Here is a 22235-nt window from a genome sequence, read left to right on the forward strand (position 1 = left end):
GCTGACGGGATGCCGGGCTCCCCGTACACCGACCTGGACCGACCGCCGCTGTCGGCGGCCCGGCTGCGGCGCGCGCTGGTCGCGCCGAACGGGCCGTGGGCCCGCCTGGAGCTGTACGCCGAGACCGGCTCCACCAACGCGGACGTGGCCGAGGCCGCCGCGGCGGGCGAGCCGGAGGGCCTGGTGGTGGTCGCCGAGCGGCAGACCGCCGGCCGCGGTCGGCGCGGCCGGGTCTGGCAGTCACCGCCGCGCGCGGGAATCGCCACCAGCGTGCTGCTGCGGCCCGGCGAGGCCGTGCCGGACCGAGGCTGGGCCGCGGTGCCCTCCACGGGGTACGGGTGGCTGCCGCTGCTCGCCGGCGTCGCGCTGGTCGAGGCGGTGGCCCGGTTGGCCGAGTTGGAGGCCACCCTCAAGTGGCCCAACGACCTGCTCATCGGCGACGCGAAGTGCGCCGGTGTGCTGGCCGAGGCGGTGCCGGGGCGCTCCTCGGCCCAACCGCCGGCCATCGTCCTCGGCGTCGGCCTCAACGTGACCCTGCGCGCCGACGAGTTGCCGGTGAACCCGACCGGGCTGCCGGCCACCTCGCTGCAACTGGCCGGTGCGGCGGCCACCGACCGGGATCCGCTGCTGCGGGCTCTGCTGCGGGCACTGGCCGACTGGTACGACCGCTGGCGTGCCGCCGGTGGGGACGCCGTGGCCAGCGGCCTGCGCGACGCCTACCTGGCGGCCTGCGCGACGATCGGCCGCGAGGTACGCGTCCTGCTTCCCGGCGGCGACGACCTGACCGGCACCGCCACCGGTGTGGACAACGACGGCCAGCTCCAGCTCACCACCCCCACCGGAACCCGCGTCGTCGCCGCAGGAGACGTGCTCCACCTGCGCTAACCCGCCCCGAGCCCTCCGCCCCCGCGATCGTGCGGTCTCTGTCGTGGCGTGACGGTCTCAGGCCGCGTGACGGCGACCGAAAGTGCAAGATCGCGGAAGGCGGAGTGGGGCCGCGTGGCGGATGTTGTGGCGGGGCTTGGGGGGTTTACGGTCGGCGCGTCGAGTAAAAGGCGTTGGAGGTTGTCGTGGCGTTTCCCGAAGACGTGCTCACGAAGGACGAGCACGTCGTGCTGCACCTGCACCCGCACTGGAAGGCGCTGATCCGGCCGATCGCGGTGCTGGTGCTGGCCATCGCCGCGGTGGTGGTCGGCGTGCTCCTGCTGCCCGAGAGCAGCGGTGGTTCGATCGCGCTGGCCGTGATCGGGGTGATCGCCCTGGTCGCGGTCCTCTGGCTCGGTCTGTGGCCGTTCCTGGTCTGGCGTACCACCCACTACCTGTTCACCAACGAGCGCGTGCTGTTGCAGCAGGGTGTCTTCTCCCGGGACCGGCGGGACCTTCCGCTCACCCGGATCAACGACCACTCGATGAACCAGCACTTCTTCGAGCGGCTGCTCGGCTGCGGCACCCTCACGATCGAGTCAGCTGGTGAACGCGGCCAGTCGGTGCTCGCCGACGTGCCGGGTGTCAGCCGGGTGCAGACCACCCTCTACGAGCTGGTCGAGGCACAGCACGACAAGCACTCGCTGGGCGACGGGGAGATGCGCGACATCCTCGCCGACATGCGTGAGGGCAAGCCGCTGCGCGACACCACGACCTGATCCCGCTCAGCGCTGACCGTCCCGGCCCGAGCGCCGGGGCGGTCAGGCGCGTTGTTCGACCACGGGCCCTGCGGCCGCCGACGGCCGTCCGGCCTCGGACGGCCCGCCCTTCGACGACGCGGCCTCGGCTGGCCCGTTCTCCGACGGTCCGACCTCCGCCGCTCCGGCCTCGGCTGGTCCGTTTTCCGGCGGGCCGCTCTCGCCTGGTGTGGCCTCGGGGTTCGTCTCGACCGGGCGTAGCGCGAACCAGCCACGGAAGCGGGTCCGCAGCACCTCCTGATCGGGCCGGTTGTCCGGGCCGAGGCGGAGCATGGTGCCGGTGAGGATGACGGTGCCGAGCCCGGGGCGGGCGTCCGACGGGCGGGCGCCCATCACGTCGACCCGGACGGCGAGACGGTCACCGGCGCGTACCGGGGCGAGCCACCGCAGCTCCTCCAGACCGGGGGAGGCGTCCGCCGCCGCGCGGGACAGCAGGTGATCGACGTACGCCCGCATGAACAGGCTGACCGTGTAGAAGCCGCTGGCGATCACGCCGCCGTGCCGACTGGCCTCGGCCAGCTGTGGGTCGACGTGGTACCACTGCGGGTCGAAGCGACGAGCGAAGGCCAGCATCTCGTCGCCGTCCACGGTGACCGTCCCGAGGTCGACGGTGAGCCCGGGGACGAGATCCTCGAAGAACAGCTCGGCGGGCGCCCCGGTGCCGGAGCGGATGGCGGGAGGCGTCACCGGCGGGGCGCGCGACGGGTGCCGGCGTGCAGCTCCGCGGCGAGTTCCGCGTCCAGGTCGGCGGGGAGGCCGGCGGTCATCGGTGTGGGCCGTTGCTGGGCGGGAGCGGCGGTAGTCGCGTCGGGGCGGTCGCTGGACTGCGCCTCTTCCAGCTCGGAGACGGATTCGGCCAGCTCGGCGACCGGGTCCATCTCGGCCATGGTGTCCCACTCGTCGCGGGGGATGTCATGCCAGGTGGGCTCGGCCTTCGTCTCGTCCTCGGTCGGCGAGACGGGCTGGAAGACGAAGGTCCGGTACGACCAGAACCGGAAGAGCGTGGCCAGCAGAACACCGGCGGTCTTCGCCACGTTCAGCGCCAGCAGACCGTGCACGCCGAGCCCGTACTTGGCTGCGGCCACGGCACCCAGTTCGATGAGCAGGCCGGCCCCGTTGAACAGGAAGAACAGGACGTACTCCCGACGAAGCGCCGATTTCGGGCGATCCCGGTACGTCCAGTGGCGATTCATCAGATACGACGTGATCGTTGCGACGACGGTCGCGATCACGGTCGCCTTCAACTGACCGTTGACGAAAACGGTAAGTGCAAGGACATTGAACACCGCGTAATTGATGACGGTGTTGATGCCGCCGACGATGCCGAATTTGAGCGCCTCGTGGATGAACTTCTGCCAACGCTCAGGCAGCAGACGGACAAGACGCATGCGAAACACCTTAGGGCAGTCGGTGAAGCCGGCGATCACCGGCCGGACGAGGTGGGCGGCAGGTCACGCACCGTGGTCTCGGTCGTGCTCCGCCTGCGGAACGGTCGGAGTTCCCGCTTCGACGAAGACGAACCGCCGGTAGGACCAGAATCGGAACAGTGTCCCGAGGCCCGTGCCGACGACGAAGCTGGCGATGTTGTCGGCCAGTTGCGTCTGGAACACGCCCGGCCAGATGCTGCCGAGCCCGTACCGGCTGATCGCGAGGCAGGCCACCGCGATGCCGAGGCCGACGGCGTTGAAGAAGAAGAACAGCGCGTACTCCCGCGCAGGGTTGCTGCGCTGGCGGTGCCGCCAGGTCCAGAACCGGTTGCCGAGGAAGGCGAAGGTCGCCGCGAGCACGGTCGAGATCGTCTTCGCCGTCAGCTGCTCCATGCCGCGCGCGGTGGTCAGGTAGTTGAAGAGCGCGAAGTCGATGAGGAAGGCGATCCCGCCCACGGTGGCGAACTTGCTCAGCTCGCGCACGAGGTGACCGAAACGGTCGAGCAGTCCGCGGACCAGACCCGGTCGGGTCTGCCGGGGACCCGGTTGCTCCCCGGTCATCGTGGCGGCCACGGGGCGAGCCTACCGGCTGTCGGCCAGTCGGCGGGGTAGCAACGGCGACCGGACATCGTCGCTCGTGCCGGCTCTTTCGCCCGGTACGCCGCAGTTGAACGCAGCGTGACCAGAGGGGAGGACTGACGCGCCCCGGAACGGGAATCCCCGCACCGGTCGGCCGGGCGGGTTGGCGGCCCGACCGCCAAGCGCGTCGACCGGGGGTGCACGACAAGATTTGCGTGAAACTGCGCAGGAAAGCGGGTATCAGATCGTGATGCCGCAGCGTGGCCGTACCTTGTGCAGTTCTTCACAACCAGTCCCACTGACTCGGAAGGCTGCCCGGTTTACGCTGAGGCCAATCCCAGGTTTCCACGAAGGCGGCGCATGGCGTCGCTGACACTCGTGCATCCCATAGATCGGTCAGCGTCGACCACAAGGAGATGTGTCATGGTTGCTCCGGCTGTAGTGCGGGGTATCGATCAGGCCCCGACGTCCCATCCGAAACTGCTTGCCTGGGTCCGTGAGGTCGCGGAACTGACCACCCCCGACCGGGTCGTGTGGGTGGACGGGTCGGACGAGGAGTGGCGTCGCCTCACCGATGAGCTGGTCGAGGCCGGCACCCTCATCCGGCTGAACCCGGAGAAGAAGCCGAACTCGTTCTACGCGCGCACCGACCCGACGGACGTCGCCCGGGTCGAGGAGCGCACCTACATCTGCTCTGTCGACGAGGCGGACGCCGGCCCCACCAACAACTGGATGGCGCCGGCCGAGATGAAGCGGACGATGAACGAGTTGTACCGCGGCTCGATGCGCGGGCGCACCATGTACGTCATCCCCTTCGTGATGGGCCCGGTCGAGGCCGAGAGCCCGATGTTCGGCGTCGAGATCACCGACAGCCCGTACGTGGTCGCGTCCATGCGCATCATGACCCGGATGGGCGCGAAGGTCCTCGACGCGATGGGGGACGACGCGGACTTCGTGCACGCGTTGCACTCGATCGGCGCGCCGCTCGCCCCCGGTCAGCAGGACGTGGCGTGGCCGTGCAACGAGACCAAGTACATCTCGCACTTCCCGGAGACCCGGGAGATCTGGTCCTTCGGCTCCGGCTACGGCGGCAACTCGCTGCTCGGCAAGAAGTGCTACTCGCTGCGGATCGCCAGCGTGATGGGCCGGGACGAGGGCTGGCTCGCCGAGCACATGCTCATCCTCAAGATCACCTCCCCCGAGGGCAGGGTCCACCACATCGCCGGCGCCTTCCCGTCCGCGTGCGGCAAGACCAACCTGGCCATGGTGGAGCCGACCATCCCGGGTTGGAAGGTCGAGACGATCGGCGACGACATCGCCTGGATGCGGTTCGGCCCGGATGGCCGGCTCTACGCGGTCAACCCGGAGTACGGCCTCTTCGGCGTCGCGCCCGGCACCGACTGGAAGACCAACGCCAACGCCATGCGCACCCTGGACCGGGGCAACTCCGTCTTCACGAACGTCGGCCTCACCGACGACGGTGACGTCTGGTGGGAGGGCATGGGTGAGCCGCCCGCGCACCTGATCGACTGGAAGGGCAACGACTGGACGCCGGAGAGCGACGGCCTGTCCTCGCACGCGAACAGCCGGTTCTGCACCCCGATCACCCAGTGCCCGATCCTCGCCGACGAGTACTTCGACCCGAACGGCGTGCCGATCGACGCGATCCTCTTCGGCGGACGCCGCAAGGACACCGTCCCGCTGGTGACCGAGGCCCGCGACTGGGTGCACGGCGTCTACATGGGCGCCACGCTCTCCTCGGAGACGACCGCCGCCGCGTCCGGCGCCGTCGGCGTGGTTCGGCGGGATCCGATGGCGATGCTGCCGTTCATCGGCTACCACGCCGGTGACTACTTCCGGCACTGGATCGAGATGGGCAAGGGCGCCGACGGGGACGAGGCGAAGCTGCCGAAGATCTACTACGTCAACTGGTTCCGCAAGGACCCGGACGGCTCGTTCCTCTGGCCGGGCTTCGGGGAGAACTCCCGGGTGCTCAAGTGGGTCGTCGAGCGGATCGAGGGCACGGCCGACGCGGTGGAGACCCCGGTGGGCATGGTGCCGACCGCCGACGCGCTCGACGTCGAGGGCCTGGACATGACCCCGGAGGACGTCCGGATCGCGCTGAAGGTCGACCCGGAGGAGTGGCGCAACGAGCTGCCCCTGATCACCGAGTGGTTCGAGAAGTTCGGTGACAAGCTGCCCGGCGTGCTCTGGGCCGAGTTGGACGCGCTGCGCGCCCGCCTGGATGCCGTACAGCCGCAGCGCTAGGTGTGAACATCGCCCGCCGCGGGCAACAAGGAATCCCATGAGGACGGCCGCCGAGACCGAGGTCCGGCGGCCGTCCGCCGTCCGGGTGCTCACCTTCCTGCTCGCGACGACGGCGGCGGCCACCGTCGTGGTCGAGCTGCTCAACTGGTGGTACGCCCCGGAGCAGGGCTTCGGCCTGGCCGTGCGCACCGGTTGGGCGATGCTGCGCTCGTTCGGCTTCCTGCTGCTGATCGGGCACGTCCGCCGGGGCCGCACGGTGGCCCGTCCCTTCGGGCTGATCCTCGGGGTCACCACGATCTTCGCCGTCGGCCGGCTGATCGTGCCCCGGCAGGGGGTGCCGCCGCTGCCCGGGCTGCTCGGCTTCGGCGTGCTCACCGCGCTCTGTGTGGCGGTGGTGTGGATGCTCTACCGCTCGTCGGCGCTCGCTGGGCATCTCGTCCGGCACCGGCCGCGGCTCGTCATCGACAAGGCCGGCATCTCCTGGCGGGAGACCCCGCCGCGTCGGCCGCAGGCCAGCGGTTGGCTGCTGACCAGCCGAGTCGCGGCGTTCACCTACAGCCCGCTGATGCTGGTGCCGGCGCTGGTGGCCGGAGGCGCGATCCTGGACGACCGTCTGTCCGCCGTACCGGCCGTGCTGTTCTGGTTCGGCGCCGGCATCGCGGCCAGCTACGCGGTGCTGTTCTGCACCGCGTTCCTGATGCGCGGCAAGGACTGGGCACGCGGCCTGCTCGTCGTCGTCACGCTGGCCGTCCTGGCCGTGGACCTGCCACTGTGCTGGTGGCTGCTGGGCGTGGACGGCCTGATCCGCGACGGCGCCCCGCTGCTCGCCGCCGCCGCGCTGGCCCTGTACGGCCTGCGCCGGGCGGCCCGCGCCCCAGACGCCGCCGCCCCGGTCTGAGAGCCCGGCAGACTAAGCCCCGGGTTCGAGCGGTGCGCGACCTGAGAGGGGGTTGGCAGGCACTGTCGAGCTGCCCCGGATATGGACCGGCTCTGTGGTTGGCGTGGTTTGGCGGGTGGTGTCGGGTTGCCTCGGGGGGTGGGCTGACTTTGTGGTTGGCGGGGGTCGGCGGGTGCTGTCGGGTTGCCTCGGGGTGTGGGCTGGCTTTGTGGTTGGCGGGGGTCGGCGGGTGCTGTCGGGTTGCCCCGGGTGTGGGCTGGCTTTGCGGCTGGCGGGGGTTTGGCGGGTGCTGTCGAGCTGCCCCGGATATGGGCCGGCTATATCCGTACCCCGTGCATGCCGATCCGGCAGTGGCGGGGATCTGGCGCCTGGGTGGGCGGCGGGCGTGGCTCCGGCCGTGATCGACTCGGGATCGCCGAAGTCGGGGTGATCGGGCGACGTGGACCCCCGATATCGGCGATCCCGAGTCGATCAATGCCTGACGGCAGCCATCGGAGCCACTCTGCCCCACTAACGGGGCAGCTCGACAGGCAACGCAGCAGGCGGCGAGGGGGTGGCACTCCGGACTCGCCGCTCCAGGCGTCCGCTTCGTCGCCACCGGTTTTGTGGCCGTCGCTGCGGGGCTGCCAGTTAGTGGCCGCGCGACCGTCGCCGCCGGTCTGGGGCCGTCGGTCTGGGGCCGCCGGTTTGGGTCCGCTGGTCTGGGGCCTGTCGGTCTGGGGCCGCCGGGTCGTGGCCGCGCGACCGTGACCGCCGGTTCGTGGCTGCCTTCGGGGCTTGGGGTGTTCGGCTCGGCGAGATCGTTCGGCTTCGGTGCGGCCCGGCCGTGCGGCAGCGGTGCGGGCGGCCGGGCAGGGGGCAGGATGGCGGGTGATGTCGGTCACCGTGGCCGGTGTCGACGGCCCAGGTGATCGCCGGGCGGGACGGGTACGAGCCGCGCCGCCCCGGTCGGAGGGAGGCGCGCGGTGAGCGACGAGTTCGACGTGGTGGTGGTGGGGGCGGGGCCGGCCGGGGCGGCCGCGGCGCTGACGGCGCGCCGGGCGGGTGCCAGTGTCTTGCTGCTGGACCGGGCCGACTTTCCCCGGGACAAGGCCTGTGGCGACGGGATCGCCGCGCACTCGGTGGACGTGCTCGCCGAGCTGGGCGTGACCGAGGCGGTGGCCGGCTACGCCGCGCTGCCCGCGCTGCGGATGGTCTCCCCGGGCGGCCAGGCGGTCGCTCGGGCGCTGCCCCGGCCGGCGTACACCGTGCCTCGGGAGGTCTTCGACGCGCGGCTGGTGGCGGCTGCGGTGGCAGCCGGCGCGCAACTGCGCCGGCACAGCGTCCGCCGGGTCCAGCCGCGCTCCGACCGGGTGGTGCTCGACGGGGAGCTGTCCGGCCGGGTGGTGGTGGGAGCGGACGGCGCCGGGTCGGTGGTGCGCCGGGCCCTCGGCCACCCGGTGAACCCCGACCGGCACCTGGCACTGGCCATCCGGGGTTACGCCCCGGCGTTGCCCGGCCCACCCGAGCAGCTCATCGTCACCTCGAAGGCACGCTGGCCGGCGTACGCCTGGTCGTTCCCGATCGGCGACGGGCGGGCGAACGTCGGGTACGGGGAGGTGCTGCGCGGCGAGCCTCTGAGCCGGGCGTACCTGCTGGACCGGCTGGCCGCGCTGCTGCCCGGCACCGACCTGTCGACGGTGACCGCGCTGCGCGCCCATCACCTGCCGCTGTCCACGCACCGGCCGGCACCGGGCCGGGACCGCACCCTGCTGGCCGGCGACGCCCTGTCGCTGATCAACCCGTTCACCGGTGAGGGCATCTTCTACGCGCTGCTCTCCGGTGCGCTGGCCGGTGCCGCGGCGGCCCGTGCGCCCGAGGCGGCGGCGCGTCGCTACGCCGTTGGCCTGCGTCGTCGCCTCGGCACCCATCTGCGGCACAGCTCGGTCGCCGCATGGTTGGCACGACGGCGGCGGGTGGTCGACGCGGCGGTCCGGGCGGCCCGCCGGGACGACCGCGTGTTCGACGATGTGGTCGAGCTGGGACTCGGCGACGGGCGGCTCACCGCCCGTACGCTGGGCATGATCGGCATCGAACTGTCCGGCGGGGATCGGCCTCCGAAGGGGTGATCCCGCTGGCGGGTCGCTACGCTGCTAGGTGATGACGCTGCGGAACCTTATCTACTCCGTGTACGAGCGCCGGCTCACGGCGAAGCTCGCGGGCAAGCCGGTGCCCCGACACGTCGGGGTGATGTGCGACGGCAACCGCCGGTGGGCGAGGGAGATGGGCTTCGTCGACCCCAACGACGGGCACCGGGTCGGCGCGGCGAAGATCAAGCATGTCCTGGGCTGGTGTGACCAGGCCGGCATCGGGCACGTGACCCTCTACCTGCTGGCCACCGACAATCTGCGCCGCCCGGCCAGCGAGCTGGACCCGCTGCTGCAGATCATCGAGGACCTGGTGGTGGAGTTGGCCGAGGAGGGCAACCCCTGGCGGCTGCGCATCGTCGGCGCGCTGGACCTGCTGCCCGCCCAGACGGCGGCGGCGCTCAAGGGCGCCGAGGAGCGCACCCGGGACCGCAGCGGCGGCGCGGAGGTCAACATCGCCGTCGGCTACGGCGGCCGGCGGGAGATCACCGACGCGGTCCGTTCGCTGCTGCTGGAGCACGCCGCCTCGGGCGGCACGATCGAGGAACTGGCCGAGGTGCTGGACGTCGAGCACATCGCCGAGCACCTCTACACCCGCGGCCAGCCCGACCCCGACCTGGTCATTCGCACCAGCGGGGAGCAGCGGCTGTCCGGTTTCATGCTCTGGCAGTCCGCGCACTCGGAGTTCTACTTCTGCGAGCTCAACTGGCCGGATTTCCGGCACATCGACTTCCTGCGCGCGCTGCGCTCGTACGCCACCCGCCAGCGCCGGTACGGCGCCTGACCCTGCTGCGGGCGCAGGAGAGCCCGGTCAGGGCAGCCGGGTCAGGGCTCGGGTGAGGAAGTCGCCCAGTGCGGCCGGGGACTCGATGGTCAGGTCGGCGGCGTTGGCCACCTCCTGACCCGTCTCCGGGTTGGCGACGGCCACGCAGACGCCGAAGAAGTCCGGGTCCGCCTCGGCGCGGGCGCGTAGCGCCGCGAACGCCTTGATGTCCGAGACGTCGTCGCCGAAGTACCAGGCGCCGGTGGCACCCTGGACCACCTCGCCGATCACCATGCCCTTGTCCCGGTCGACGGGTGGCTTGAGCTCCAGCACCATCCGCCCGGCCTGCACCCGCAGCCCCAGCCGGTCGGCCTGCGCCTGCCCCCACTGCTGCACGGTCGGGCCGAGCTGCGGCGCGGTACGCCAGTGCAGCGCGACCGAGAGCCGCTTGAACTCGACGAGCGTGCCGGGTGGCAGCTCCGCCCGGGCCAGGTCGGCCAGCTCGGCCATGGTCGGCACCCACGGCAGGGCGGTGGGCTCGGTGACGGTCTCGCCACCGGAGTGGCTGTGCTCCAGCCCGTAGAGACCGTAGAGGTCGACGCCGCTCAGCTCGCCGAGGCGGTCCCGCAGGAACTCCACGGGCCGCGCGGAGACGATCGCGATCCGCTGCACCACCGGGGCCAGCGCCTCGATCGCGGCGAGGGCGTTGGGCGCGGGGCGGACCGCCGTCGGGTCGTCGTCGACGGGCGCGAGTGTGCCGTCGAAGTCGAAGAAGAGCACGGTCCCCGCCGCCCGGCCGGCAGTGACCTGCCATGCCTGATCGGCGTTCAACGGGGTCCTCGGCTGGTGGTTGCCCAGATTCAACGGCGGCACGCGCGTCAGCGTACCCCGGCGTTGAGGGCTCATTCCTGGCCGAGCACCACCGCTCGGCGGCGCGCGATCAGCGTTCGGCGGCTCCTCGTCCGCGGCGTCCGAACGGCACCACCGCCGCGTCCTGCCCGTGGCTGAGCAGGTAGCCCTCCACGAAGCCGGTGTTGCGGTCCCCGGTGCGGGTCTCGATCTCGGTGAGCCGTGCCACCAGGAACTCGGTGAGTGCGCTGATCCGGTCGTTGAGCCGTTCGTGCAGCTCCGCGACGACGGCCAGGATGACCGCCGTGCCGGCGCTGATGAGCGCGAGAAGGTTGACGAGCAGCGGCAGCTGCCCACCGTTGACCGCGAGGGTCACCACGTTGCCGGTCGCCCACAGTGTCATCGACACCGTGGCGACCACGACTGCCCACCACTTCAGGGTCATGGACAGACCCCTCCTTATGTCCCGCAGGGCTGGGTTCGGCCTTGTCCCGTCCCCCCGCCGATGACGAGCCCAAGCAGTACGAGTACGGACGCTAGCGTGCCCGTTCCGACCCCGGAGCGAAACGAATGAACCTGACCAGGCGTTCTTTCGCCATCTGAGGAACTAGCCTGCCTGATTGCCCCTATTTCGGACATCGACCGGCAACGTTGGGCGGTATGCGAGGTATCTAATGGTTTCGCGGATGTGGAACTTCTCCGCGTCCGACACGTTCGGGTCGACGAGGCGGCGCAGCAGGGCCTCCACGTCCGGGTCCATCGGTGGGGCCGGCTGACCGGCGCGGGGGCCGGTCGCGGTGCGGTCCCAGCCGAGCGCGGCGAAGGCGGCGGCCGGGTTCAGGCCCAGGCCCTCGCAGAAGGCGACGACGCGTTCGGCCTCGGGGTCGCTGGCCCAGTCCCCACGGACCCACCGGTTGATGGTCTGCCGGGAGACGCCGGTACGTCGGGACACCTCGGTGCCGCTCCAGGCCCGCGTCGCCCGCGCCTCGTCGAGGGCGCGCCGGACGAAGGTGGCGAAGGCGATCTTTCGCGCATTGGCCGTCTCGGTCACCCCGTGACGGTACGGCCAGCCTGGCTCGGGCGTACGCCCAGGCACGCTGCTGTCACGCAGACGTGACGGTTCTCTCGGATTCGCGGTAAACGATCCAGCGTCGCTCTGGAGGGGTGTCACCCGGGCAGAATAGATGCCCGTAGTGGCGAATGTAAGCGGACGAAAAGCTGATACTGTCACGCTCATGGGACAATCTACGGTGTGTCACGTGCATGAGACGACTGGTGCTCGCATGCGTCACGCCCCCGGCGCCAAGGGGGTGTGGTGACCGAGCTCGCCACCCGAGCCCAGGCCTTCGGGCTGATCGCCGAGGGAGTGGCCGCGGGGCTGAGTGCCCCGTGGCGCCTCTATCTCGCCCGAGGCTGCCGATACCTGTCGCTGAGGGTGGGCGACCGCACCGAGTGGAACGCCTGGCGTACCCACCTCGGCTGCCCCGAGTTGAGCGTCCGGGTCTACGACGCCGGCGGGGAGATTCGCCGCTCCTCCGTCGCCGAGGTCGTGGTGGACGGCTGCCGGATCAGCGTCGAACTGGTCGAGGAGGTCAGCACGGACGACTTGGACCGGTTGCTGGTCGCGGATCCCACCGCCGACCCCACCGCGGTCGAGCCGGAGGAACGATGATGCGGCGTCCGGGCCGGGTCGGGGCCGCCCGATGAGCCCGTTCCTCGTGGTCTTCCTCGTCCTGGTGCTCGGTGCCACCAGCTACGCGGCCGGCCGGCTGCACGGGCAGCTCAGCTACCGCATCGGCTACCGCTTCGGCTACCGGCAGGGCTACTTCGACGGTGACCGGGGCGCCTGGAACCGGCGTCGACGCGACGCCCAGGCGGCGATCGCCTCGGCCCTGTCGGTCTCCTCGGCGGGGGCCGTCCGCTCCGCCGGCACGGTGGCCCGCCCCGGCACCACGTACACCGGCTCGTCGTTCACCGCGCCGGCCGCCCCCATCACCGGGCGGCACCCGACCGGCACGCTCGTTCGACGGACCGGCTGAGCCGGCCGGCGGGCCGCCGCGAGCGGTCCCGCCGACCGGCGCCGAGGAACGCGGTGCGTCGTCCGCGGCGGACACGCACCGTCGGGGCCACGTCAGACCGGTGACGGTGGCCCCGCCGGCCGGGATGCGCGCAGGGGGCATGCATCCCGGCCGGCTCGCCGCGCCGCGCCGCCGGCTCCGCGGGTCGCCGTTGCCGGAGATCCACGATCGCCCCTAGCCGGGACGGTCCGCCGCCGCTAGCGTCTAGGCATGGCACGGGGTTCTCCCGAGCCAGCCGGTCCGCCCGGATCTGCGACCTCGCGCACGGGGTTCCGCATCCGACCCCGTGTCCCCGGGCACCGGACGAGGCGGAACACGGGTGGCCGGGTGCCCATCCGTCGGAGCAGGCCTGTGACGACTCGCCGTACCACCGCCGGTGCCGACCAGACCCCGGCCGCGACTGCCACGACCCGCCGTGCCCCCCGGAGCCGCCGTAGCGCGGCAACCGCGCCGGCCGACCCCAAGGAGCCGCGACCAGCGGGCCAGGCGTTCGTTCTGGACACGTCCGTGCTGTTGTCCGATCCGGCGGCGTTCCACCGCTTCGCCGAGCACGAGGTGGTGCTGCCGCTGGTGGTCATCACCGAGCTGGAGGGCAAGCGGCACCACCCGGAGCTGGGCTGGTTCGCCCGGCAGTCGCTGCGCATGCTGGACGAGCTGCGGATCCGGCACGGCCGGCTGGACACGCCGGTGCCCGCCAACGACGCCGGCGGCACGCTGCGGGTGGAGCTGAACCACACCGACGACGGCGTGCTGCCTCCCGGGTTCCGCACCGAGAGCAACGACGCCCGGATCCTCTCCGTGGCGCTCAACCTCGCCGCCGAGGGCCGGGACGTCACGCTGGTCAGCAAGGACATGCCGCTGCGGGTCAAGGCCGCCTCGGTGGGTCTGCGCGCCGACGAGTACCGCCACGGCCAGGCCAGCGACCCGACCTGGACCGGCATGTCCGAGCTGGAGTTGGGCGAGGAGCAGATCTCCGCGCTGTACGCCGGCGACACGCTCGACGTCGACGAGGCGGCGGGTCTGCCCTGCCACACCGGTCTGGTGCTGCACTCGTCGCGCGGCTCCGCGCTGGGCCGGGTGCTGCCGGACAAGTCCGTCCGGTTGGTTCGGGGCGACCGGGAGGCGTTCGGCCTGCACGGCCGCTCGGCCGAGCAGCGCGTCGCCCTCGACCTGCTGCTCGACGAGACGATCGGGATCGTCTCGCTGGGTGGGCGGGCCGGCACCGGCAAGTCGGCGTTGGCGCTCTGCGCCGGGCTGGAGGCGGTGATGGAGCGTCGCCGGCACAAGAAGGTGATCGTCTTCCGCCCGCTGTACGCCGTCGGCGGTCAGGAGCTGGGCTATCTGCCCGGGTCGGAGTCGGAGAAGATGTCGCCGTGGGCGCAGGCGGTCTTCGACACGCTCGGCGCGGTGGTGCACGAGAACGTGCTGGAGGAGGTCACCTCGCGGGGCATCCTCGAGGTGCTGCCGCTTACCCACATCCGGGGGCGCAGCCTGCACGACGCCTTCGTGATCGTGGACGAGGCCCAGTCGTTGGAGCGCGGCGTGCTGCTGACCGTGCTGTCCCGGATCGGGCAGGGCTCCCGGGTGGTGCTCACCCACGACGTCGCCCAGCGGGACAATCTGCGGGTCGGCCGACATGACGGCGTGACGGCGGTGATCGAGGCGTTGAAGGGTCACCCCCTCTTCGCCCACGTCACGCTCAGCCGGTCGGAGCGCTCGCCGATCGCCGCGATGGTGACTGACCTTCTGGAGGACATCCCGTTGTGATGGGAGCTTTGTGGGCTTTCGTCCAGATTCTGAGTGTGGCGCAGATCACAAACGTGCCGGTTGGTTTCCCATCAGTCTCACTGTGCGCGATGGTGTCCCACGAGCGCCCACGCACCACAGGCATCGTTGGTGATCGTTCGTCCAGGCTCTGGGCGGCATCGGTGACGGTCGGTGCGTCGGCGCGACCGGCTCACCGGTCGGGGCGCTCACGGCACGGCTGAGGGCCACCTGGCCTGGCGCCGCGTCGTGTCCTTGCCCCCAACGAAGGGACCACTTCGTGAGTCGGCTGTGGAGCCGGTTGGGCGCCCGTACGGCCGCTGTCGCGCTGCTCTCCGTGGGCGTCGCCGGTGGCTTCTATCTGGGCCAAGACCGGGAAACCCAGCAACAGGGCCTGGCCGCGCAGGAAAGCGTCGAGGTCGACCGGATCGACTTCGCCTACCAGCGCGAGCGCCAGGCCAGCCACCAGGTCGCGTTCGCTCGGCAGCGGGCCGCCGAATACCAGGCCAAGCTGCGGGCGGCTCAGGCCGCCAAGGAGGCCGCCGAGCGGGCCCGCCGCGCCGAGGCCGCCGCCGCGTCGCGCAAGCGCGAGCGCGAGGCCGCCGCCAAGGAGGTCGCCAAGCCGTACGACGGGGAGATCCCGGCGTCCTGCGAGGAGTACAGCGGCAACCGCAAGATCGGCTGCGCGCTGATGATCGAGGCGGGCTTCGGCATCGCCGAGTTCCCCTGCCTGGAGAAGCTCTGGACCAAGGAGAGCGGCTGGAACCACAAGGCCAGCAACTCCTCCTCGGGCGCGTACGGCATCCCGCAGTCCCTACCGGGCAGCAAGATGGGCTCGATCGCGGACGACTGGCGGACGAACCCGGCCACCCAGATCAAGTGGGGGCTGGGCTACATCAAGGGCCGGTACGACACGCCCTGCGGTGCCTGGAGCTACTTCCAGAACAACGGCCACTACTGACGTTGTCGACGGCGGGGCGGGTGGGCGACCACCCGCCCCGCCGTCGCGCGTACGCCGGACACGTGGGCGGGACGCGAGTGGCGGTCGGCCCCTTTTGCTGATAGCAGTTGGGGGGTGACCCTGCACCCGCCCAACGGCGACCCCTACCGGTTCGGCACCGAGGCGTTCTACGCCGCGCTCGGCCGGGCCTTCGTCGCCATGTGCGCGGTGGTCCCGTTCCTCTTCCTCATCGAAGCCGTCGACCAGGGGCTCGCGTTCGGCCTGGACGCGACCGCCGGCATCATCCCGCACCGCATCGACGGCCTGGACGGGGTCTTCTTCTCCCCGTTCCTGCACCACGGCTTCGACCACCTCTACAGCAACAGCATCCCGCTGATCCTGCTGGGCACCTTCGTGCTGGCCGCCGGTGCCCGCCGGTTCCTCTGGTCGACCCTGATCATCATCCTGGTCAGCGGGCTCGGGGTCTGGTTCACCGGCTCGCCCAACTCGGTGGTGGTCGGCGCCAGCGGGGTGATCTTCGGGTACCTGGGCATCCTGCTCACGCGGGGCATCGTCGAGCGCAGTTGGTGGAACTTCGCCGTCTTCCTGCTCGTCGGTCTGCTCTACGGCTGGCAACTGGTCGGCATCCTCCCCACCGACGAGCGGATCTCCTGGCAGGGCCACCTGTTCGGGCTGCTCGGTGGCGTGGTGGCGGCGATCCTGTTCCGCCGTCGTCGGCCGGCCGTGGACGGCCCGGACTACTCGGGGTCCACCCTCAGCCTGCCCTGACCTGCTCCTCGGCGCGCCCCTGGGACATGCTTGCCCGACCGCTGCGCCCCGCCTACCGTCGAGATCAGCAAGCGTTGATCCGTGAGCGGAAAGCGACGGTACGCCATGCGCGAGGTCGATGTCGCCGTGATCGGGGCCGGTCCAGCCGGCCTCTTCGCCGCGTACTACGCCGGGTTCCGAGGGTTGTCCGTGGCGGTGATCGACGCGCTTCCGGAGCCGGGCGGCCAGGTCACCGCCATGTACCCGGAGAAGCTGATCCTCGACGTGGCAGGCTTCCCCGCCGTGAAGGGCCGCGACCTGGTCGCCAACCTGGTCGCCCAGGCGGCGCCCTTCAACCCGCAGTACCTGCTCGGCACGAGAGCCGAGAAGCTCTCGTACGCCGATGACCGGCCGGTGCTCGGCCTGGCCGGCGGCGAGCAGCTCGGCTGCGGCGCGGTAGTGGTCACCGGCGGGCTCGGCAGTTTCAGCCCACGGCCACTGCCCTGCGCCGACGGCGCTCCCGGCGCCGGCATCGTCTACTTCGTCACCGACCCGGCCGAGCTGACCGACCGGGACGTGCTCATTGTCGGCGGCGGCGACTCCGCCTTCGACTGGGCGCTGGCCCTGCAACCGCTGGCCCGCTCGGTGACCCTTGTGCACCGGCGGGAGAAGTTCCGGGCACACGCCTCGACTGTCGCCCGGGTGCTGTCGCTGCCGGTGCGGGTGGTGGTCAACGCCGAGGTCACCCGCCTGATCGGGGACGCCACGGTGACCGGCGCCGAGGTGACCGTGCGCGGTGGGGCGGCCGAGACCCTTCCGGTGGACACGGTGGTCGCCGCCCTCGGCTTCACCGCCGACCTGGGCCCGCTCGCCGAGTGGGGCCTCCGGCTCGACCGCCGGCACATCGTGGTGGACAGCGCGATGGCGACGAACCTGCCGAGGGTCTTCGCGGCCGGCGACATCACCGAGTACCCGGGCAAGGTGCGCCTGATCGCCACCGGCTTCGGGGAGGCCGCGACGGCGGTCAACAACGCGGCGGTGGCCATCGACCCGGACGCGCACCTGTTCCCCGGGCACTCCTCCGACGCGGGCTGACCGTCGGTATCGGACACACACCGGCGCGTGTCCGGACCGAGACGCGCCGGGTCGATCCTGAGGTTATGACGGGGCCCGAGACATCGCGTGACGGCGCACCCACGACGCTGGCGTGGCTCTGCCACCCGGCCACTCTCCTGGCCCTGGTCGTGCTGCTGGTCAACGACCACGTGTTGAAGGCGGCGTTTCCCGGCCTGCTCACCGGCAAGCTGAGCGACGTCGCCGGCCTGGTGCTCGCGCCGCCGCTGGTGGCGGTGCTGCTGACTCTCGTGGTGCCGCGGCTGCCGGCCCGGGCGGCCGCGCTGGTCGGCCTGGTCGCGGTGGGCGCCGGGTTCGCGGTCGTCAAATCCAGTGGGTACGCCGCTGAGCTGGCCTCCTCGGCGTGGACCGCGCTGGCGGGGCCGTCGCTGGTCCGGGCCGATGGGACCGATCTGCTCACCCTGCCGGCGCTCGGCGTGTCGTGGTGGGCGTGGACGCGGGCCCGGCGGCGACCGGTGCGGCGCCGGACGGCTCGGCTGGTCCGGCTGCTGGTGGTCCTGCCACCGGCGGTGCTGGCGGTGGCCGCCACCAGCGCGGTCGACTACCCCTACGCGCTCGGCACCACGACGCTCGACGGCCGCCCGGCGATCTCGATCGGCGCGGGCTTCGAGGATCCGTACATGCCGGACGAGCCGGCCGACGGCCGTTGGCGGGTCAGCGAGGACGGCGCGACCACCTGGCGGGAGGCCACCGACGACGAGGCGAGCCGGCTGAACAGTCAGGACTCCCCGCGCCAGCAGGCGTGCGCGCCGGACGACTCCCGACGCTGCTACCGGGTGGTCGCCGGACACCTGCGGGTGGAGCAGAGTGACGACGCCGGAGTGACCTGGCGGGTGGCCTGGGAGGTGTCGGACGCCCGGCGCGACGAGTTGGCCCGCCGGTACGAGAGCCCCGGTGACCCCCGTCGCCACTTCTCCGCACGGGAACTGGTCGTCTACCCACACGCCGGGGGTGGCCACGAGGTGCTGGTCGCCAACGGCCGGGACGGATTCCTGCGCCGTCTGTCGGACGGCGGATGGCGGCGCGAGGGCTTTCTCAGCCTCCAGTCGTACATGGCTGACACGCCCGAACTGCCCGCCGTGTACGACGGCGGGCGGGTCCAGCGCACGATCGACGTGTGGCTCGCGATCGCGCTCGCGTTGCTGCTTGGCTGCGCGGTCACCGTGGTCGCCGGTCATCTGGCGATCCGACGTGGTGGCGGCGGGCGCGGCTGGGGGATCGCCGGGGCCCTCACGCTCCTGCTGACCGGACTCGTGTTGAACGCTTCCTGGTCCCAGGTCGACGGCACCGGCGTGGTCACCGTGCTGGTCGTCGTGCCATTGGGCGCGGTGGCGGTGGCGGTGCTGCTCCTCGTACCGTGGCTCGGCCCCGCGCCGGACCGTTGGGTGGGGTGGACCGTCGTCAGCTTCCTGCTCACCGTGATCCTGGCCGGGCTGCCGATGGTCGGGTGGCTCAACGGGACCCCGGAACAGGCCCGGGTCGCGGTCCCGCTGGCCCTGCTGGCCACCGTGCCGGGACTGCTGCTGGGCGGCCGGCTCGCCAGCCTGGCCGACCCGACCCGTGAGGAGAACCGGCGCGATACGCCGCCCTACCCGCCGTACCAACCCCTGCCGCCACGGGTGCCGCTCCACTGACGCCCGGAACGAGCACGCCGACAGGGTAGATCTTGGACACTTTCCGTTAGCAGCTAACGGAAAGTGTCCAAGATCGCCAGCGATGGCGGGTGAAGCGGCCCGGGGTCGTGCCGCGCGGGGGAGCATCTGGTCGTTTGGGATGGGTCATTCAGGTGAACGGTGTGCGCCTGGTCCACCCGACGAACCGAGTGAACAGCGCCTCTGGTCCGGGCATCCCGCTGGATCGCTGAGCACCGACCCAACCAGGACTGAGCCGACACCCCGGCGTCGGTCAGCGGCGGGCGGGTGGTGCCAGCGCGGCGATCAGCACGGCCACCATGGTCAGCGCGGCCCCGAGCAGGGTGTTCACGCCGGGGTGCGAGGCGGCGGTGGGCAGTACCAGGTCCAGCAGGACCGCGCCCACGATCTGACCGGCGATGGTGGCCAGGCCGAGCAGCAGCACACCCGTGAACCGCACGATCGCCGCGGCGATCGCGATGAACACGATGCCGATCGGGCCGCCCAGGTAGAGCCACGGCTCGCTCGGCAGGTGACCGGTCGGCCAACCTCGTACCGCGAGGTCGATCGCGAACGCGACGAGCAGGGTGGCCGTACCGACGGCGAAGTTGACGAGTGTGGCGGTCAGCGTGTGGTCGGCCGCCGCCCGGACCCGGCCGTTGACCGCCTGCTGCCAGGCGGTGCCCACCCCCGCCAGCAGCGGCAGCAGGGCCAGCGCCAGCGCGCCCGGCGCGCTCAGCCGGTCACCGACCGCCAGGCCGACCGCCAGCACGGTGAGGACCGCGCCGGCCAGCCGTTGCCGGGTGATCGGCTGCCGGCCGGTCGGGCCGATGCCGGCCCGGTCCACGGCGAGGCTGCTGCCGGACTGGCCGGCGACCACGGCCACGGTGAAGACCGCCACGCCCAACGTGCCGATTGTGAGCCCCTGCGAGGCCACCAGGAAAGCGCCGCACATGCCGCCCAGGCACTGCCACGGCCGCAGCGCGCCGGCCGCGAGGGCACGCCGCAGCGTGACCAGCCCCCGTCGCCCGCCGGGAGTGGCGGGTACCAGCACGAGCAGCACCAGCAGGCCCAACCCGAACGAGACCACCGCGGCGGCGAAGCCGTCGGCCAGGCGTACGCCCAACTCGCCGTTGATGCGGGACTGCACCGCCACCGCGACCCCGGAGACCGACGCCAGCGCGACACCGGCGGTCCGACGGGTCGCGGAGAGGGTCTGCGGTGTCGCGGTGCCGGTGGTGGTCACTCCTGCTCGGCCAGCGGTCGACCGTCGAAGTCGATGGCGGAGTAGAGCGCCAGCTTCTCCAGCCGGTGGTACGAGTCGATCACCCGGATGGTGCCGCTCTTCGAGCGCATCACGATCGACTGGGTGTACGCGCCGCCGGCCCGGTACCGCACCCCGCGCAGCAGGTCCCCGGACGTGACCCCGGTCGCCACGAAGAAGCAGTTGTCCCCGGTGACCAGATCGTCGGTGCTGAGCACCCGGTCCAGGTCGTGCCCGGCGGCGAGCGCCTTCTCCCGCTCCTCGTCGTCGCGCGGCCAGAGCTTGGCCTGCATCGCCCCGCCCATGCACTTCAACGCGCAGGCCGAGATGATGCCCTCCGGCGTGCCGCCGATGCCCATCAGCACGTCGACGTCCGACTCGCCCCGGGCCGCCGCGATGGAGCCGGCGATGTCGCCGTCGGAGATGAACCGGATGCCCGCCCCGGTCCGGCGGATCTGGGTGACCAGGTCGTCGTGGCGGCTGCGGTCCAGCACGCAGACCGTCACCTCGGACACGTCGGTGCCCTTGACCTTGGCGATCCGGCGCACGTTCTCGGCCACCCCGGCGTTGATGTCGATCACGTCGGCGTACGCGGGACCGACGGCGAGCTTCTCCATGTAGAAGACCGCGCTCGGGTCGAACATGGCACCCCGCTCGGAGACGGCGAGCACCGCGAGGGCGTTCGGCATGCCCTTGCTCATCAGGGTGGTGCCGTCGACCGGGTCGACCGCGACGTCCACCTCGGGGCCGGTGCCGTCGCCGACGTGTTCGCCGTTGAAGAGCATCGGGGCGTTGTCCTTCTCGCCCTCGCCGATCACCACGACGCCACGCATCTGAATGGAGTTGATCAGCTTGCGCATGGCGTCGACGGCGGCTCCGTCGCCGCCCTCCTTGTCGCCCCGGCCGACCCAGCGGCCGGCTGCCATCGCCGCGGCCTCGGTGACCCGGACCAGGTCGAGGGCCAGGTTACGGTCGAGATCCTGTGGGATCCGCGTCCTGGTGTTCGTCATGACGGCTGCTCCTCCTCGCGACGGTGCGGGGACGGCCGGCGGCGGAGCGGTCCCGCTGCCGGCTTTGTCGCTGATCCTCACACGATGGCCGACCGGGCGTCGGCGCGGGGCGGTGATGGGCCGGATACCGCCGGTCGGGCGGCTGCGAAGATGGCAGGGTGGAACCCGCACAGCCTGCCGACCGCGTACCCGCCGACCGCACGCCGCCCGGTGGCCAGCCGCCGGTCGACCAACCCGCCGGCACCGAGCCCGCCGCGACCGGCCCGACGGCGCCGGCCACCGGCGAGCCGGCCCTCGTCGGTGGTGAGCCGGCGTCGGCTGCCGGTGAGCCGGCGCCGGACCCGTCGGTGCAGCCTTCGGTGGCCCGGCCGGTGCCGGGTGACGCCGCCGGTGGGCCCGACGACGCCACCGGGACCGGTGAGCGGTCCGCGCCGCCGCCACGGGTGGCAGCGGCGGCGACCAAGGCCGAGCGGTCGCCCAAGGACATGGCGATCTCGCTGTTGGTGCTGCTGATCCCGATCGCGCTGCTGCTGGCGTTCTACCGGGGTTTCCTCGGCGGCGATCAGGCCACCACTGTCGATCCGGCCCCGGCGATCGAGCAGGCACGGTCGGCGAACATTTTCCCGGTGAGCGAGCCGCAGGGGCTCGGCTCCGGCTGGCGTACGGTCAGCGCCCGCTACCAGACCGTCGAGGGCGGCGCGAACCTGCGGATCGGCTACCTCACGCCGGAGGGGCGGGGTGTCCAGCTGCTACAGAGCAACGTGCCCGCGGAGCAACTGCTCCCCGCCGAGCTGACCGACCAGAGCCAGCCACAGGGCCCGACGGAGCTGGCCGGGCGCACCTGGCAGCGCTACACGGCCCGGGGGAACCAGCAGGCGCTGGTGCTGCTGGAACCGACCCGCACGGTGCTCGTCGTCGGTGACGCCCGGGACAACGAGCTGCGCGACCTCGCCGGCGCGTTGCGCTGACAGTCCGACATCGATACGCCCAACGCATCGCCGGTGGGCGTATCCGTTAGGCTCCCTCGGCTCGGTCCGGTCCGCACGCTGCGGCC

General features: G+C 71.9%; 21 protein-coding genes and 1 pseudogene. 14 read left to right on the forward strand and 8 right to left on the reverse strand.

Annotation, left to right across the window (positions count from 1 at the left end; translation table 11 throughout):
* Positions 1-9 precede the first annotated feature (9 nt).
* Together ABZT87_RS01050 and ABZT87_RS01055 are read left to right on the forward strand one after the other, a co-directional pair.
* On the forward strand, positions 10-885 hold the full coding sequence (locus ABZT87_RS01050; RefSeq protein ID WP_355132805.1) for a biotin--[acetyl-CoA-carboxylase] ligase: 876 nt from the start codon (positions 10-12) through the stop codon (positions 883-885).
* A gap of 185 nt (positions 886-1070) precedes the next feature.
* On the forward strand, positions 1071-1643 hold the full coding sequence (locus ABZT87_RS01055; RefSeq protein ID WP_354854073.1) for a PH domain-containing protein: 573 nt from the start codon (positions 1071-1073) through the stop codon (positions 1641-1643).
* A gap of 42 nt (positions 1644-1685) precedes the next feature.
* Here the strand turns inward: ABZT87_RS01055 and ABZT87_RS01060 are convergent, their stop codons facing one another.
* The 3 genes and pseudogenes from ABZT87_RS01060 to ABZT87_RS01070 form a co-directional block, all read right to left on the reverse strand.
* Positions 1686-2369 (reverse strand): MaoC/PaaZ C-terminal domain-containing protein, encoded by a 684-nt coding sequence (locus ABZT87_RS01060; RefSeq protein ID WP_355132807.1) that lies wholly within the window; start codon positions 2367-2369, stop codon positions 1686-1688.
* Positions 2366-3070, reverse strand: coding sequence for a GtrA family protein (locus tag ABZT87_RS01065; protein WP_355133660.1), 705 nt, complete (start codon positions 3068-3070; stop codon positions 2366-2368). The genes ABZT87_RS01060 and ABZT87_RS01065 overlap by 4 nt, the downstream gene beginning before the upstream one ends.
* A 63-nt stretch (positions 3071-3133) precedes the next feature.
* Positions 3134-3975, reverse strand: a pseudogene (locus tag ABZT87_RS01070) (GtrA family protein).
* A 136-nt stretch (positions 3976-4111) separates the two neighbouring features.
* On the opposite strand from ABZT87_RS01070, the gene ABZT87_RS01075 reads away from it, so the two are divergent.
* The 4 genes from ABZT87_RS01075 to ABZT87_RS01090 all read left to right on the forward strand — a co-directional run bounded on the left by ABZT87_RS01075 (position 4112) and on the right by ABZT87_RS01090 (position 9764).
* Entirely contained in the window at positions 4112-5956 is a 1845-nt protein-coding gene (locus ABZT87_RS01075) for a phosphoenolpyruvate carboxykinase (GTP) (RefSeq protein WP_355062925.1), read from the forward strand.
* Positions 5957-5993: 37 nt separating this feature from the next.
* A complete protein-coding gene (locus ABZT87_RS01080) occupies positions 5994-6854 on the forward strand; it encodes a hypothetical protein (RefSeq protein ID WP_354854082.1) in 861 nt (286 codons plus the stop codon).
* A 965-nt stretch (positions 6855-7819) separates the two neighbouring features.
* The gene (locus ABZT87_RS01085) at positions 7820-8962 is read left to right on the forward strand and encodes a geranylgeranyl reductase family protein (RefSeq protein WP_354854085.1); all 1143 of its coding nucleotides are present in this window, start codon (positions 7820-7822) and stop codon (positions 8960-8962) included.
* A 31-nt stretch (positions 8963-8993) separates the two neighbouring features.
* On the forward strand, positions 8994-9764 hold the full coding sequence (locus tag ABZT87_RS01090) for an isoprenyl transferase (RefSeq protein WP_234589120.1): 771 nt from the start codon (positions 8994-8996) through the stop codon (positions 9762-9764).
* A gap of 27 nt (positions 9765-9791) precedes the next feature.
* Here ABZT87_RS01090 and otsB read toward each other — a convergent pair whose 3' ends face one another.
* The 3 genes from otsB to ABZT87_RS01105 all read right to left on the reverse strand — a co-directional run bounded on the left by otsB (position 9792) and on the right by ABZT87_RS01105 (position 11643).
* Positions 9792-10616 (reverse strand): trehalose-phosphatase, encoded by an 825-nt coding sequence (otsB, locus tag ABZT87_RS01095; RefSeq protein WP_354854088.1) that lies wholly within the window; start codon positions 10614-10616, stop codon positions 9792-9794.
* A 67-nt stretch (positions 10617-10683) separates the two neighbouring features.
* Positions 10684-11037 (reverse strand): hypothetical protein, encoded by a 354-nt coding sequence (locus tag ABZT87_RS01100; protein ID WP_354854091.1) that lies wholly within the window; start codon positions 11035-11037, stop codon positions 10684-10686.
* A gap of 162 nt (positions 11038-11199) precedes the next feature.
* Positions 11200-11643 carry an XRE family transcriptional regulator gene (locus ABZT87_RS01105; protein ID WP_204943358.1) on the reverse strand — a complete coding sequence of 148 codons (444 nt, stop codon included), beginning with the start codon at positions 11641-11643 and terminating at the stop codon, positions 11200-11202.
* Between the two features lie 264 nt (positions 11644-11907).
* Here ABZT87_RS01105 and ABZT87_RS01110 point away from each other — a divergent pair, with 264 nt between their 5' ends.
* The 7 genes from ABZT87_RS01110 (at position 11908) to ABZT87_RS01140 (ending at position 18910) form a co-directional block, all read left to right on the forward strand.
* Positions 11908-12264, forward strand: coding sequence for a hypothetical protein (locus ABZT87_RS01110; protein ID WP_355132809.1), 357 nt, complete (start codon positions 11908-11910; stop codon positions 12262-12264).
* A gap of 31 nt (positions 12265-12295) precedes the next feature.
* Positions 12296-12631, forward strand: coding sequence for a hypothetical protein (locus ABZT87_RS01115; protein ID WP_007455629.1), 336 nt, complete (start codon positions 12296-12298; stop codon positions 12629-12631).
* A 390-nt stretch (positions 12632-13021) separates the two neighbouring features.
* Positions 13022-14437: a PhoH family protein gene (locus tag ABZT87_RS01120; protein WP_354854096.1), complete on the forward strand. Its 1416-nt coding sequence runs from the start codon at positions 13022-13024 to the stop codon at positions 14435-14437.
* 277 nt (positions 14438-14714) lie between these two features.
* On the forward strand, positions 14715-15395 hold the full coding sequence (locus ABZT87_RS01125; RefSeq protein ID WP_355132811.1) for a lytic transglycosylase domain-containing protein: 681 nt from the start codon (positions 14715-14717) through the stop codon (positions 15393-15395).
* A gap of 114 nt (positions 15396-15509) precedes the next feature.
* Positions 15510-16163, forward strand: coding sequence for a rhomboid family intramembrane serine protease (locus tag ABZT87_RS01130; RefSeq protein WP_355132813.1), 654 nt, complete (start codon positions 15510-15512; stop codon positions 16161-16163).
* Positions 16164-16268: 105 nt separating this feature from the next.
* Entirely contained in the window at positions 16269-17237 is a 969-nt protein-coding gene (locus ABZT87_RS01135) for an NAD(P)/FAD-dependent oxidoreductase (protein WP_355133662.1), read from the forward strand.
* Between the two features lie 65 nt (positions 17238-17302).
* On the forward strand, positions 17303-18910 hold the full coding sequence (locus ABZT87_RS01140) for a hypothetical protein (RefSeq protein WP_355132815.1): 1608 nt from the start codon (positions 17303-17305) through the stop codon (positions 18908-18910).
* A gap of 271 nt (positions 18911-19181) precedes the next feature.
* On the opposite strand, the gene ABZT87_RS01145 is transcribed toward ABZT87_RS01140, so the two are convergent.
* The gene (locus tag ABZT87_RS01145; protein ID WP_354854107.1) at positions 19182-20153 is read right to left on the reverse strand and encodes a DMT family transporter; all 972 of its coding nucleotides are present in this window, start codon (positions 20151-20153) and stop codon (positions 19182-19184) included.
* On the reverse strand, positions 20150-21181 hold the full coding sequence (glpX, locus tag ABZT87_RS01150; RefSeq protein WP_354854110.1) for a class II fructose-bisphosphatase: 1032 nt from the start codon (positions 21179-21181) through the stop codon (positions 20150-20152). Before glpX ends, ABZT87_RS01145 begins: the two co-directional genes overlap by 4 nt.
* Positions 21182-21339: 158 nt before the next feature.
* Between glpX and ABZT87_RS01155 the strand changes: the two genes are divergently transcribed.
* On the forward strand, positions 21340-22149 hold the full coding sequence (locus ABZT87_RS01155; RefSeq protein WP_355132817.1) for a DUF4245 family protein: 810 nt from the start codon (positions 21340-21342) through the stop codon (positions 22147-22149).
* Positions 22150-22235 lie beyond the last annotated feature (86 nt).

Origin of the sequence: Micromonospora sp. NPDC005237 (assembly GCF_040607775.1) — a bacterium.
Classification (GTDB): Bacteria; Actinomycetota; Actinomycetes; order Mycobacteriales; family Micromonosporaceae; genus Micromonospora.